At 67.9% G+C, this 13,746-nt stretch carries 13 protein-coding genes; 4 read left to right on the top strand and 9 right to left on the bottom strand.

The genetic code is table 11. The annotated features are described in order from the left end of the window. Positions 1–30: 30 nt before the first annotated feature. On the bottom strand, positions 31–1,221 hold the full coding sequence (locus CAP40_RS15385; protein WP_144034389.1) for an aminotransferase class I/II-fold pyridoxal phosphate-dependent enzyme: 1,191 nt from the start codon (positions 1,219–1,221) through the stop codon (positions 31–33). Between the two features lie 79 nt (positions 1,222–1,300). Beyond that, entirely contained in the window at positions 1,301–1,543 is a 243-nt protein-coding gene (locus CAP40_RS15380; protein ID WP_086130408.1) for an acyl carrier protein, read from the bottom strand. A gap of 224 nt (positions 1,544–1,767) precedes the next feature. On the opposite strand from CAP40_RS15380, the gene CAP40_RS15375 reads away from it, so the two are divergent. Together CAP40_RS15375 and CAP40_RS15370 are read left to right on the top strand one after the other, a co-directional pair. Then, positions 1,768–2,862: a S9 family peptidase gene (locus CAP40_RS15375; RefSeq protein ID WP_179188236.1), complete on the top strand. Its 1,095-nt coding sequence runs from the start codon at positions 1,768–1,770 to the stop codon at positions 2,860–2,862. A gap of 69 nt (positions 2,863–2,931) precedes the next feature. Next, complete coding sequence (locus CAP40_RS15370; RefSeq protein WP_086130406.1) at positions 2,932–4,560, top strand: NAD(P)/FAD-dependent oxidoreductase; 1,629 nt, start codon at positions 2,932–2,934, stop codon at positions 4,558–4,560. Here CAP40_RS15370 and CAP40_RS15365 read toward each other — a convergent pair. Beyond that, complete coding sequence (locus CAP40_RS15365; protein WP_086130405.1) at positions 4,557–5,507, bottom strand: DMT family transporter; 951 nt, start codon at positions 5,505–5,507, stop codon at positions 4,557–4,559. The genes CAP40_RS15370 and CAP40_RS15365 overlap by 4 nt on opposite strands. An 88-nt stretch (positions 5,508–5,595) precedes the next feature. Between CAP40_RS15365 and CAP40_RS15360 the strand changes: the two genes are divergently transcribed. Next, complete coding sequence (locus CAP40_RS15360; RefSeq protein WP_144034386.1) at positions 5,596–6,084, top strand: Lrp/AsnC family transcriptional regulator; 489 nt, start codon at positions 5,596–5,598, stop codon at positions 6,082–6,084. A 176-nt stretch (positions 6,085–6,260) separates the two neighbouring features. On the opposite strand, the gene CAP40_RS15355 is transcribed toward CAP40_RS15360, so the two are convergent. From CAP40_RS15355 to CAP40_RS15335, 5 genes are all read right to left on the bottom strand, one after another. Further along, on the bottom strand, positions 6,261–7,166 hold the full coding sequence (locus CAP40_RS15355) for an NAD(P)-dependent oxidoreductase (RefSeq protein ID WP_086130403.1): 906 nt from the start codon (positions 7,164–7,166) through the stop codon (positions 6,261–6,263). Further along, a complete protein-coding gene (gene proB / locus CAP40_RS15350; RefSeq protein ID WP_086130402.1) occupies positions 7,163–8,269 on the bottom strand; it encodes a glutamate 5-kinase in 1,107 nt (368 codons plus the stop codon). The genes CAP40_RS15355 and proB overlap by 4 nt, the downstream gene beginning before the upstream one ends. Positions 8,270–8,336: 67 nt before the next feature. Further along, the gene (gene lptG, locus CAP40_RS15345; RefSeq protein WP_086130401.1) at positions 8,337–9,434 is read right to left on the bottom strand and encodes an LPS export ABC transporter permease LptG; all 1,098 of its coding nucleotides are present in this window, start codon (positions 9,432–9,434) and stop codon (positions 8,337–8,339) included. Continuing rightward, the gene (gene lptF, locus CAP40_RS15340; RefSeq protein ID WP_179188234.1) at positions 9,431–10,645 is read right to left on the bottom strand and encodes an LPS export ABC transporter permease LptF; all 1,215 of its coding nucleotides are present in this window, start codon (positions 10,643–10,645) and stop codon (positions 9,431–9,433) included. The genes lptG and lptF overlap by 4 nt, the downstream gene beginning before the upstream one ends. Positions 10,646–10,756: 111 nt before the next feature. Beyond that, positions 10,757–11,404 (bottom strand): hypothetical protein, encoded by a 648-nt coding sequence (locus tag CAP40_RS15335; RefSeq protein WP_144034385.1) that lies wholly within the window; start codon positions 11,402–11,404, stop codon positions 10,757–10,759. A gap of 102 nt (positions 11,405–11,506) precedes the next feature. Between CAP40_RS15335 and obgE the strand changes: the two genes are divergently transcribed. Next, positions 11,507–12,556, top strand: a complete 1,050-nt coding sequence (obgE, locus tag CAP40_RS15330; protein ID WP_086130399.1) for a GTPase ObgE — start codon at positions 11,507–11,509, stop codon at positions 12,554–12,556. A 75-nt stretch (positions 12,557–12,631) separates the two neighbouring features. Here obgE and CAP40_RS15325 read toward each other — a convergent pair whose 3' ends face one another. After that, positions 12,632–13,735, bottom strand: coding sequence for a fatty acid desaturase (locus CAP40_RS15325; RefSeq protein WP_086130457.1), 1,104 nt, complete (start codon positions 13,733–13,735; stop codon positions 12,632–12,634). Positions 13,736–13,746 lie beyond the last annotated feature (11 nt).

Raw genomic sequence — 13,746 nt, 5'->3', positions numbered from 1 at the left:
AGTCGAGCCTGCGGGCGCTGAAAAGCGCCCTCAGCCAATAACGCCCACCGCCTGGCCCGCAGCCCGGAACAAGCCCAGTACGCGTTCGATCTGCTCGGTCGAATGTTCGGCGCACAGCGAGCAGCGCAGCAGATAGGTCCCCGCCGGCGTTGCAGGCGGACGCGCCATGTTCACGTAGACGCCGCCGTCGAGCAGCGCCTGCCACATCATCACCGCCTGTTCCTGGTCCTCCAGGATCACCGCGATGATCGCGCTGTCCGGCGCCTCGGTGCCGAGCCTGAAGCCCATCGCCTTGAGGCCGCCGTGCAGCGTCCGGGCATTTTCCCACAGATGCGCGCGCTTGTTGTGGGCGTGCATCAGCTTGCGGATCGAAGTCGCCGCGGTCGCCACTACCGAGGGGGGCAGCGAAGCGGTGAAGATATAGGGGCGGCAGGCCAGGCGGATCGCCTCGAACTTGGGATGATCCGAGATGCAGAAGCCGCCGACGGTGCCGACCGACTTGGAGAAGGTGCCGACGACGAAATCGACCTGGCCCTCGAGCCCCTGGTCCTCATAGACGCCGCGGCCGTTCGGGCCGAAAAAGCCCATCGAATGCGCTTCGTCCGACAGGACCATGCAGCCGTGCTTCTTGGCGACGGCGACCATTTCCTTCAGCGGCGCGATGTCGCCGAGCATCGAATAGACGCCCTCGAGCACCACCAGCTTGCCGGCCTCCTTGGGCAGGCGGCCCAGGCGCTTGTCGAGATCCTCCACGTCGTTGTGGCGGAAGCGGACGATCTCGGCATTGCCCTGCTTGCAGCCGTCATAGATCGACGCATGGCTGTCCGCGTCGAGGATGACATATTCGCCCTTCCCCACCAGCGTGGAGATCATGCCGAGATTGGCCATATAGCCGGTCGAGAAGACGATCGCGCCCGATACGCCATAGAATTCGCGCAGCGCCTGCTCGACTTCCATGTGATCCCGGAAGGTGCCGTTGAGCATGCGGCTGCCGTTGGTGCCGGAGCCGAACGTGTCGAGCGCGTCCTTGCCGGCCTGGATCACGTCCGGGTCGAAGGTCATGCCCATATAGTTGTAGGTGCCGAGCAGGATCGTGTCCTTGCCCTTGATCACCGCCTCGGTGGGCGATTTCACCCGCTCCATCACGATCGCGAAGGGATCGGTGACGCCACTGTCGAGCAGCGCCTGGCGCTCGGCGATCAGGCCGTCGAACTTCGACATCAGGTCGCGATCGGGCGCGGCTTCGGCCGGGCTGGCGGGGAGCGCGTCGGCGGTGTTCAGGCTGTCGGTCACGTGCCTATCAGCCCTTGAGCTTCTGCACCGCGTCGACCAGCTGGCCGACATTCTCGATCTCGGCCTGCATGTTCATCGTGATGATGATGTCGAACTCGTCCTCGATCGCGGCGACGAAATCCATCACGGTGAGGCTGTCCCATTCGAGGTCACCGGCAAAGGTGGTGGCGTCGGTGAGGGCGACGCCCTTCTTGTTGAAGGGCTCGATCTGGGCTGTGACGGTCTCGAAGACGGTGGCGCGGTCGGTCATGGGGTCCCTCTAGTGGTATCGACAGGCAGTGCCAAGCGATTGCGGCGGAAACGGGCCGGAGCCGGGGCAAGGCGCGGCGGCAAGGTGAAGGCAATCCGTTGCCCAGGCTCTGCCACCGGCATTTTCCTCGCGACATGTGTGCCGCTGCACTGATACACCAACACAGGCACAAGGTTCGCGCAACGTGAACGATACACGCAATGTGAACGATGGAGGGGGGCCTCATGAAGGATCATTTGTTTTCGCGCCGTTCAGCCCTGTCCGCCGGCGTTGCCACAACGCTGGCGCCGGGCCTGCTGGCGCAGCCGGCACGGGCCGATGCGGCAAGGCCGCAGCAGCGCGACGCTGCGCTGATCGGGCTGTTCGGCGCCATGCCGCCACGGCCCCGGCCGCAGTTCACCGTCATCGAGACCATCGACATCGAGGGTGGGCAGCGACTCAAGATCGAATATCTCGCGGAAGCCGCCTATCCGCCGCTCGGCGAGCCGGAGGACCGGGTACGTGCCTATCTGCTGGTGCCCACGCATCGCACGGGGCAGCGGCTGCCGGCGATCCTCGCCTTCCACCAGGATGGGCCGCAATATAATATCGGCAAGGCGGAGCCGGTGGGCCTCGCCGGCGCCGCGAACCTTTTCTATGGGCTGGACCTGTTCCGTCGCGGCTATGTCGTGCTCTGCCCGGACCGTTTCTATCACGCCGAGCGCCGTCGCGGCGTCGATCCCGCGGCGCCGGCCGACAATGCCCGGGACGGCAAGCTGTACGATCACCGCGTGGGCCAGCTGCTGCTGCGCGGCCGCAATTCGATCGGCAAGGAAGTCTTCGACGCGATGGTGGCGACCGACCTGCTTGCCAGCCTGCCCTATGTCGATCCGGCGCGGATCGGCGGGATCGGCCATTCGGCGGGCGGCATGGCGATGGTCCATTGGATGGCACGCGACCGGCGCGCAAAGGCCGGCATCTCGTCCTGCGGGCTGTTCGAGATGCTCAATTTCTACCGCGAGGACGCGATCAAGCGGCGCTCCGCATCGATCGCGCTGCCGGGGCTCGCGGCGCTGGGCCGTTCGGCGGACTATCTGGCGATGATCGCTCCGCGCAGCGTGCTGCTCACGCGCGGACGCTGGGAATGGGGCACGAAGGACGAGTGGCGCGCGGCAAGCCTGCGCCATGTGGCGGAGACGGAGGACATGGTCGCCCATGCCCGCGCCCGGGGGTCGGGCAAGTCGCTCGAGGCGATCTATTTCGACGAGGCCGGCGGCAATCATGATTTCCCGCCCGGCGTGCGCGAGCAGGCCTATGCCTGGCTGAAGACGCGGCTCTGACCGGTATGCGCCGTCGCGCGCGGCGGCGCGAGATTTGAGGCGCGCTGCATTCCCCGCTAGAGGCCCGGAATGCTTCGCCTCTCCGGACTCTATCTGCCGCTCGACCACGCCCCCGAAGCCCTGCCCGAGGCGATCGCGAAGCGGCTGGGCATCGAGCTCGCCGAGCTGAAGAGCCATTCGGTCTATCGCCGCGGCAATGACGCGCGCCGGCGCAACGCGATCCAGCTGGTCTATACCGTCGATGTCGAGCTGGCCGACGAGGCGGCGGTGCTGGCGCGCTTCCCGGACGACAAGGACCTGCGCCCCACCCCCGACATGGCGTACCGCTTTCCGGTGATGGCGCCGACGGACTGGCGCGGCCTCCGCCCGGTCGTGATCGGCGCAGGGCCGTGCGGCCTGTTCGCCGGGCTGATCCTCGCCCAGATGGGCTTCCGGCCGATCATCCTCGACCGGGGCAAGGTGGTACGCCAGCGCACCAAGGACACCTGGGGCCTGTGGCGCCGCGCCGAGCTGAACCCCGACAGCAACGTGCAGTTCGGCGAAGGCGGCGCCGGCACCTTTTCCGACGGCAAGCTCTATTGCCGAGTAAAGGACCCGCGCTTCCTGGGCCGCAAGGTGCTGGAGGAGTTCGTGAAGGCCGGCGCACCCGACGATATCCTGTGGGAAGCGCACCCGCATATCGGCACCTTCCGCCTCGTCACCATGGTGGAGAGCATGCGGGCGACGATCGAAGCGCTCGGCGGCGAATATCGCTGGGAAACGCGCGTCGACGATATCGAACTGGAGCGCGCCTCCGACGGCAACCGGCGGGTGCGCGGGCTGCACCTGCAAGACGGCAGCTTTCTCGAGGCCGACCATGTCGTGCTCGCGGTGGGCCACAGCGCCCGGCCGACCTTCGAGATGCTCCACCGGCGCGGCGTGCATGTCGAGGCCAAGCCCTTTGCGATCGGCGTGCGGATCGAGCACCCGCAAAGCTGGATCGACCGCGCGCGCTTCGGCAAATGCGCCGGACATCCGGACCTGGGCGCCGCCGCGTACAGCCTGGTCCATCACTGCGCGAACGGACGCAGCGTCTACAGCTTCTGCATGTGCCCCGGCGGGCGCGTGGTGGCCGCGACCAGCGAGGAAGGCCGGGTCGTCACCAACGGGATGAGCCAATATTCGCGGGCGGAGTTCAATGCGAACTCGGGGCTCGTCGTGGCGATCGATCCCGCGCGCGACTATCCGGGCGGTCCGCTGGCCGGGATCGCGCTGCAGCGGCACCTGGAGGACCTGGCCTATGTCGCCGGGGGCTCCAACTATCATGCGCCGGGACAGCGTGTTGGCGACCTGCTCGCCGGCCGGGCTTCCACGGCGCTGGGCGAAGTCACCCCCTCCTACAAGCCGGGCGTGAAGATGACCGACCTGTCCGAGTGCCTGCCCGGCTTCGTGATCGAGGCATTTCGCGAGGCGCTGCCGGTGTTCGGCCGCCAGATCGCCAATTACGACCATCCCGACGCCGTGATGACGGGCGTCGAGACGCGCACGTCATCGCCGGTGCGGATCACGCGCGGCAAGGATCATCAGAGCCTGAACGTGGCGCGCCTGTTCCCGGCCGGCGAAGGCGCCGGCTATGCAGGCGGCATTCTCTCGGCGGCGATCGACGGGATCAAGACCGCCGAGGCCGTGGCGCGGAGCATGACGGGGATGCCCGCCTAGGCAGGCATGGACCGCGCAGGGGGCCGCCGGTGCGCCGCCAGGCACGAGATCACGCTGGCCACCACCAGCACAAAGGCCAGCGCCTCGAGCGGCGTCGGGCCGCGATGCTCCCAGGCAAAGGCGTAGAGCAGGGCGAACAGCGTCTCGAACGTGATCATCTGCCCGGCAAGGGTGAGCGGCAGCAAGCGGCTCATCTTGTTCCACAGCGCATTGCCGACGATCGAGGCGAAGATCGCCACCCCGGCGGAGACCGCGGCGAACAGCGCCCACTCCCCTGCTCCATGGCTCCGCGTGCCGAGCAGCAGCGCCAGCGGGACCAGCAACAGGCTCTGGGCGCCGGTGACGATGCCGACCAACAGGCTCCAGTCGTGCGAGGATACCGACTTCACTCGGGCCAGCATGTGATTGTTGCCCACCGCATAGGCGCTCCAGGACGCGAGCGCGCCGATCGCGCAGACCAGGCCGGCGAGTTGCGCCGCGACGGGCCGCGTCGAGGGCAGGAACAACGCCTGCCAGCCGATGCAGACTGCACCGCCCGCACAAAGCAGCAGCGACGGCGCCAGCCTGGCGAGCGGCACGGCGTCCCGTGCGCGGCTGCCCGTGATGGTGACGACGACGGGAAGGAAACCGATCACCAGCGCGGTGATCGCGGCGCCCCCCAGTTGCACCGCGCTGGCCAGCAGGAGGTAATAGAGCGTGTTGCCCGCAAGCGCGAGCAAGGCGAGCGCGCGCCAATCCCCCGCGCCGAGCCGCCCGGCAAGGCCCTGCCAGCGCGGGGCGATCAGGGCGGCGGAGATCAGGCCATAGGCGAGATAGCGGCCGATGGTCAGCTCGAGCGGCCCGAAGGCGCGGGCCAGCTCGGGCGCAAGGAACACCAGGCCCCAGAACGCACCGGCAGCCGCTCCGCACAGCACGCCCAGCATCATCGATCCGCGTTCGCCCGGCATGGAATTTCCCTTCGCAGCGGGGAATATCATCACCGGAACGGGCGGTGTGCTCTTGATTGACCGGCGGAATGCAACAAAAACTCGCCGGATGGCCAGCGAACAGGGCAAATCCGCGCGGATTCTCGACAGCTTCGATCGGGCGATCCTGCGAATCGTGCAGGCGGACAACAAGCTGCCGCAGCGGCGGATCGCCGAGGCGGTGAACCTCTCGGCGGCGGCGGTGCAGCGGCGGATCGCGGCGATGGAGGCGGCCGGCGTGATCGCGCGCAACGTGGCGATCGTCGATCCCGATGCCGTGCCGCTCACCATCACTTCCATCGTCGAGGTGCAACTGGTCGACGAGCGCACGCCGACGGTGGAACGGGCCCGGCAGCTGTTCCTCGCCACGCCCGAAGTGCAGCAATGCTATTACGTAACCGGCGGCGTGAGCTTCATGCTGGTGATCGTCACGTCGGACATGCGCGCTTATTCGGTGCTGACCCGGCGGCTGTTCGCGGAGAACGACTTCATCGCCAGCTATCGCTCGCTGATCGCGCTCGACCGCGTGAAGACGGAAACGAGCGTCGTCATTCCTTAGGGGGCCAATCGACAATCGGGCCAAGAGCGCGGCCGGGCGTGCCCGAACACTTCGAACCAAGCTCCGTCGTCACCCTGAACTTGTTTCAGCATGACGGAGGAGAGAGAGGCTTCGACATTCAACGTCCTTCCCTCGCCACGGGGAATGGAAGGGACGGAGCTGAAGGTCCTTCCAACCTAGAGCAGTCGCTGGGCGCGATACCAGGCCGCGGTCGCGGCGAGGCCGGCGGCGGTCTCCACCTGCGGCGTCCACAGATTGGCCGGCGGGCGCCGCGCAGGATCGATCACCCAGTCCTGGTGGCAGAAATAGGCGACGCGGTCCGGCGTGAGCTTGGCATTCCCGCCGCGCACCAGCCGATCGAGATGCGCGCCGGCCATGAGCAGCGGGCGCGGAAGCGCGAAGGAAGCGACGCGCTTGCCCAGCGCCGCGCCGATCGCCTGGGCGAACTGCTTGTGGCTCCAGCCGGTCGCGGCGCCATCGTCGGCGTCGAGAATCTGGTTGCAGCCATCGGTAGCGGCAAGCGCGAGGAGAAGGCGGCCGAGATCGCTCACTTCGAGCAGCGAGATGCGCCCGCCGCGCGGCATCAGCGCCAGCCCCTTGCTGGCCAGCTTGAACAGCTCGAGCATCTCGAGGTCGCCGGGGCCGTAGATGGCGGGCGGGCGGACGATGGCCCAGTCCAGGCCCGATGCCATGACCAGCTTGTCGCCCTCGGCCTTGGACCAGCCATAGGTGGAAAGTTCCGGCTCGCGCGCGGCGAGCGAGGAGACGTGGACGAAGCGGTCCACGCCCTTCGCCCTGGCGGCCGCCAGCATGTTGCGCACCCCGTCGATGTTGCCGGCCGCGAAACCCGCGCGATCGGGCGCATTGACCACACCGGCGACGTGAATGACGGCGCCGGCGCCTTCGCACAGCTCGGCAAGCGCCTGCGCATTGCCCAGGTCGCCCTGGATCCAGGCGATATGCGCATGCTCGGCCTGCGGGCGGCGCGTGAGGGCGCGGACCTGATGGCCGGCTTCGAGCGCGAGAGCGATCAGGCGGGTGCCGACAAAGCCGGTGCCGCCGGTAAGGGCGATGGTGGTCACAGCAGCGCCATATGGCTCCGATGCACCAGTGTCGAGCGCGGGGCATAGCCGAGCAGTTCCGCCTGCGCCTCGTTGCGTTGGCCGAGGATGCGGGCGGCGTCCTCGCTGGGATATTCGGCAAGGCCGCGGGCGAGAGCCCTGCCGTCCGGCCCGGCGATCACGATCAGGTCGCCGCGGGCGAAATCGCCCTCGATCCGGGTGGCGCCGGCGGCGAGCAGGCTGCGGCCCTGCTCCAGCGCCCTGGCCGCGCCGGCATCGACATGGATGGTGCCGCGCGCGGTGATGCCGCCGGCCAGCCACGCCTTGCGCGCCGGGGCGGCCCTTTCCGCCACGAACAGCGTGTGCTTCGCCTCCGCGCCGAGCGGATGCGCGATCCGGCCCGATGCTATCGCCAGATGCGCGCCGGCGGCATTGGCGATACGCGCCGCCGCGATCTTCGAGACCATGCCGCCCGATCCCATGCCGGAGGCGGATCCCCGGTCGGCCATGCCCTCCACCGTGCCGTCGATCCGCTCGACGCGGGGAATGTGCACCGCGCCGGGCAGCGCAGGGTTGCGGTCGTAAAGCCCGTCGACATCGGAGAGCAGCACCACGCCGCCCGCCCCCGCGGCCTGCGCCACGCGGGCGGCGAGCCGATCATTGTCGCCGAACCGAATCTCCTCGGTGGCGACGCTGTCATTCTCGTTGAGCACCGGCACGACGCCGAGCCCGAGCAGACGATCGAGCGTGGCGGCGGCGTTGAGATAGCGGCGGCGGTCCTCGAGATCGCCCAGCGTGACCAGCATCTGCGCCGCGACGAGCCCATTGGCGGCGAGCACATCGGCCCAGACGCGGCTCAGCTCGATCTGGCCGGTGGCCGCCGCCGCCTGCGCATCCTCGAGGCTGGCGCGGCCGCCCTTGGCAAGCTTCAGGCGCCGGGCACCGAGCGCGATCGCACCGGAGGAGACCACCGCGACCTGCTGCCCGGCGCCGGCACGCGCGGCGATATCGGTGGCGATGCCCTCCAGCCAGGCACGGCGCACGCCGCCATCCGGATCGACCAGCAGGGCCGAGCCGATCTTGACGACGATGCGCGGGAAGGAGGCGGGCGGGAAGAACGACATGGCCGCCGCTATATGGTCCCCCGCCGTGCCTAGCCAGACAGGAACGCTTGGGTGCGCCGTTACGCCGCTATTCCTCGGTCCTGAGCAGCACCGCCTCGCCGATCATCAGGAACAGCAGGAACGGCGCCCAGGCGGCGAGGAACGGCGGATAGGCGCCGAGATTGCCCATCGCGAGCGCGAAATTGTCGGCGACGAAATAGAGGAAGCCGAGCGCCATGCCGATCACCGCGCGGACGAACAGCTTGCCCGAACGCGCGATGCCGAAGGCCGAGACCGCGCCCAGCAACGGCATCAGGATCGCCGAGAGCGGCCCCGCCAGCTTGTGCCACAGCGCGCCTTCGAGCGCCTCGGTCTGGCGGCCCGCCACCTTCAGGTCGCCGATCGCCTGGTAGAGCGCGCCGAAAGCCATGGAATCGGCATCGACATGCGCGAGCGTGAACTGGTCCGGCCGGATAGTGCGGCCGATCACGATGCTGCCGACCTTGGTCTTCTGGCCGGTGGCGACGATGAAGCGCTCGGCATTGTCGACGCGCCAGCCATCGCCGGCGCGCACCGCGTGCGGCGCGGTGAGGATGCTGACCAGCGAGCGGTTCTGCCGCTCATAGACCGTGACACCGTAGAGCTGCGCCGCATCCCCGCGCCCGCGGACCTGCTGCACCTGGATCAGGTTGTTGTCGCCCTTCACCCACACATTGGCGCGATCGCCGCGATCGATGGGCAGCGGCGCATAGGACACCTTCTTCCACTGCTCGAGCGTCGCGGTGGCCCGCGACACGATGCGATCGTTGAAGGTGAAGGAGATGGCCGCCACGGCGATCCCCGTGAGCAGCAACGGCGCGAGCACCTGGTGCGCCGACAGGCCCGAGGCCTTCATCGCGATCACTTCGCTGTTCTGGTTGAGCTGCGAGAGCGTCAGGATCGAGCCGAGCAGCACCGAATAAGGCAGGAAGGTCGAGGCGATCTGCGGCACGCGCAGGCTGACATAGCGCCAGATCTCCGCATCGCCATTGCCGGCATATGCCAGGATCGCGCCGCTTTCCGTCAGCAGGTCGAGCGACTGGAGGATGAGCACCAGCGCGCCGAGAATGGCGAAGGTGCGCGTCAGGAACATGCGCGCCATGTAGAGCGACATGGTCCGCGACGGGAAGAAATTGGCCCAGGTCATGCCGTCGCCTCTTCCTCTCGGCGAAGCCGGCGGCGACGGCCCGGCAGGCGGCGCGTGATCGCCTTGATCATCTTGGAGAAGGCCTTTTCGAGCCCGCCGATCGGCTGGCCGCCCGGCACATAGGCGATCTGATAATACATCCAGATCACCAGCCCCGCGAACAGCATGAACGGGCCCCAGAGCGCGATCAGCGGATCGACCCGGCCGAGCTCGCCGATCGATTGCCCATATTCGTTGACCTTGTGATAGGTCACGATCATCACGATCGACAGGAACACGCCCAGCGCCGAGGTGGACCGCTTGGGCGGCACGCCCAGCGCGACGGCGAGGAACGGCAGCAGGAACATCGACGCGACTTCCGCGAGGCGGAAGTGGAAGGCCGAGCGGCTGCCCTCGCGATCCTCGTCGCTCGCCTGCGGATTGCGGCCGATCACCGCGAGCTCGGGCAGGGTCCGCTCGATATTCTTGCCGCCGCGGTTCCGGAACTGCTCATATTTGGGCAGCGGGATCGGCAGGTTGTGCGTGGTGAACGTCAGCACCCGCGGCTCCGGCGAGTTCCTGTCGTGATGGACGAGCGTGCCGTTCTGCAGGCGGAAGATGATCACGTCCGGATCGTCCGAGCGCAGGAACTGGCCGCTCTGCGCGGTGACCGCCACCGGGGTGCCGTCCTTGGTCATCATCTGGACGAAGATGCCCGAAAGCTTGCGGCCCTCGTCCTTGCTCTCCTCGATGCGCATCGTCATCTTCGCGCCGAAGCTGGTGAATTCGCCCACCTTGATCGAAGCCCCGAGCGCCCCCGAGCGCAGCTCGAAGCGCAGCTGCTCGTAATTGTAGCGCGACCAGGGCTGGATGAAGCCGACGATGGCGAGGTTCAACGCCGCCAGTGCGATCGCGAACATGAAGGGCACCTTGAGCAGGCGCGTGTAGCTCATCCCCACCGCGCGCAGCACGTCGAGCTCGGACGAGGTGGCGAGCCGGCGAAAGGCGAGCAGGCAGCCCAGCATCAACCCGATCGGAATGCCGAGGCCCAGATATTCGGGAAGCAGATTGGCGAGCATCCGCCAGACGACGCTGACCGGCCCCCCCTCGGTCGCGACGAACTCGAACAGGCGCAGCATGCGGTCGAGCACCAGCAGCATCGCCGATATGAGCAATGTCGAGATCAGGGGCACCGCGATCAGCCGCGCCATGTACCGATCGATCGAGTTCATCTGCGCGCGACGGTTGCCTTGGTTTCTTCTCGCCGGCGCGTCCGGCGCCGCCTCAATGAACCAAGAGCCTATACTCCGGGTTCCGGACAGCGCCAGCAGGAAAGTTACGCGTCAATACTGCCGGCCGGCATTCCGTGGCGTCACATCGGCACCCTTCGGGTCCAGGCGCTCCCGGTCGGGGTCGACCATCGGCATCGCGGCGGCCGCCTGCGCCCGGTGCTGGCGCGCCTGTTCGTTATGGCGCTGCGCCTCCGCATAGCCCGGGCTGGCCCGCATCTCGCGCTCGAAATCGAGAAGCCGCTCGGCCGAACCGATTACCTTGCCCTTCTCGATCCGGACGATGAATTCGTCGATCAGGCGCTCGAACGCGCTGCGGATCCGCGGGTCATATTGGGCCAGCGCGGCCCTGCCCTTGAAATCGGCGTCGACCGATAGCCGGGTCTTGCGGCCGTCCTCCAGCGGCGCGAAGCGCAGCTTCAGATGGATGGCCTCCGCGCCGCCCTGGCTCACGCGATAGTCGATCTCCTTCGAGTCGATGCTGGTCACCTTGGGCCAGCTTATCCCCTTGCCGGGCGTGGCACTCTCCGGACCATAGCCGACCCAGCCGTCCTTCGCGCCGTTGAGCGTCAGATCGAAGCTGCGCCAGGTGTCGTGCGGAGTGGCATTCACCGTCCGCACGATCGCATCGTTCTGGGTCGACACCATATAATAGCCGCCGCCGCCCAGCAGCGCGCATCCGATCAACGCCGTGCGAATCATTGCCCCGTGCCCCCAGTGTTGCCGGGGCACTTGTCCCGCATCGCCGTAAATAGTCCCTCACCATGGGGTGACGGATTTGCGACACTCGCCTATGGCGCAGCGATGCATTTCCTCGATCAGGCAAAGATCTTCGTCCGCTCCGGTTCGGGCGGCCCGGGCGCCGTGAGCTTCCGGCGCGAGAAGTTCATCGAATATGGCGGCCCCGATGGCGGCAATGGCGGCAAGGGCGGCGACATCATCTTCGAAGCCGTCGCCGGCCTCAACACGCTCATCGACTTCCGCTACACGCAGCATTTCCGGGCGCCGCGCGGCCAGGGCGGTTCCGGCTCGAACCGCACGGGCGCGGGCGGCGAGGATCTGGTGATCAAGGTGCCGATCGGCACCCAGGTGCTCGCCGACGACGAGGAGCGCACGCTGCTGCTCGACTTGACCGAAAAGGGCCAGCAAGTCGTCTTCCTGCGCGGCGGCGATGGCGGGCGCGGCAATGCCAGCTACAAGACCTCGACCAACCGCGCGCCGCGCCAGCACGGCACCGGCTGGCCGAACGAGGAGGCCTGGGTGTGGCTGCGCCTCAAGCTCCTCGCCGATGCGGGGCTGGTCGGGCTGCCCAATGCCGGCAAGTCCACCTTCATCAACCAGGTGACCAACGCCCAGGCCAAGGTGGGCGCCTATGCCTTCACCACCACGCGCCCGCAGCTGGGCGTGGTGCGGCACAAGGAGCGCGAGTTCGTCGTCGCCGACATCCCCGGCCTGATCGAAGGCGCAGCGGAAGGCGCCGGCATCGGCGACCGCTTCCTGGGCCATATCGAGCGCTGCCGCGTGCTGCTCCACCTGATCGACGCCAATGATCCCGACGTGGCCGAGAGCTATCGCGTGGTCCGGGGCGAGCTGGAGGCCTATGGCGCTGGGCTGGCCGACAAGCCGGTGGTGGTGGCGCTCAACAAGATCGACACGCTCGACGACGAGCTGATCGCCGCGCTCTCCGCCGAGCTGGAAGAAGCAAGCGGGGGGCCGGTGATCCCGATCTCGGGCGCGAGCGGCGTCGGCGTCGACTGGGCGCTGGACAAGCTGCTCGAAGAGATCGGCACCGACCATGGCAAGGTGGCGGAGGACGACGAAGGCGAGGAAGCCATCGAATGGTCGCCGATCTGAGGGGCTCCATGCGCCGGGAAACAAAAAGGCCGGGCATCGCTGCCCGGCCTTTTCCGTTTCAGCCCTTCCGCTGGTTCAGCGGGCGCCCATGGTGCTGGCGGCCAGGCGGTGCATCAGCCCGCGCAGCGTGGGGTAATTGGCCTTGTGATAGGCCGAGGCTTCCTCGAGCGCATCCGACAGGCGGCGATGCGCCTCGTTCAGCGCGTGATAGGGCAGGCTCGGCAGCAAGTGATGCAGCGCGTGGTAGCGCAGGCCGATCGGCGCCCAGAGATAGGCGAAGAAGCCCGGCGTCGGCACGTTGACGCTGTCCAGATACTGGGCCGTCACGGTGAGCGGCTCGCCGTCATTCTCCCAGAGATGCGCCACCAGCGTGCGAACCTGGTTGATCACCGCCACGCCCGCGATCACCGCGAGATAGATGCCGAAGTCACGCAGCGGGATCACGCCCGTCGCGAGCAGGGCGAGCAGCGCGATCGAGAAGACGCTGGCGCCCAGCTCCTGCCAGAACCACTGGGTCCTGAGCTCGCCCTCGGGCGCGCGGCGCTCGAAGGCCGGGTTGATCTTGAGGCCCGAATATTTGGCGACGACGACGCGGCGCAGCTTCGGAAACACCGCCGAGAGCGGCGCCAGCACGGCGAAGCGGACCAGCATCGCGACCGGCATCAGCACCGCGGCGAGCAGGAACACCGGCAGCGTCCAGGGCTTCATCAAGGCGAGCGGCAGATATTCGGGATCCTCGACCGTGCCGTAGCGGGTGCGGGCATGGTGAAGGTTGTGCACACCCTCGTAGGTGAAGCTGGGCACCAGGATCGGGATGCCGACCAGCAGGTTCCAGCCGAGCCGGAAATTGGGAAGCAGCGCGTGCTTCACATGGGTGAGCTCGTGGATGAACAGGCTGGCGCGATAAAGGGCGAGCACCGCCACCGCGCCGGCGAGCACCGCCAGCAGCGCCGACGGGGCGAAAATGGTCGCGGCGAGCGCGGCATAGCCGATGCCCGCGGAGAGCAGCATGTCGGTCCAGTAGATGCGCGGATTGGGCGCATGCAGGTCGCGCGTGAGCTCGGCCGCGGCGCGCAGCATCGCGCGATCGTCGGGCACGCCGGAAAGCTTGATACGCGCACTGGCCGGCGCCGCCGCCGGCGCGTCGTCGTGAACCTTGAGGGCAAGCGATTTCGTCATGATGTCCGCCA

Origin of the sequence: Sphingomonas sp. IBVSS2, from assembly GCF_002127225.1 — a bacterium.
Classification (GTDB): Bacteria; Pseudomonadota; Alphaproteobacteria; order Sphingomonadales; family Sphingomonadaceae; genus Sphingomonas.
This window is presented reverse-complemented; position numbering and strand designations above follow the sequence as displayed.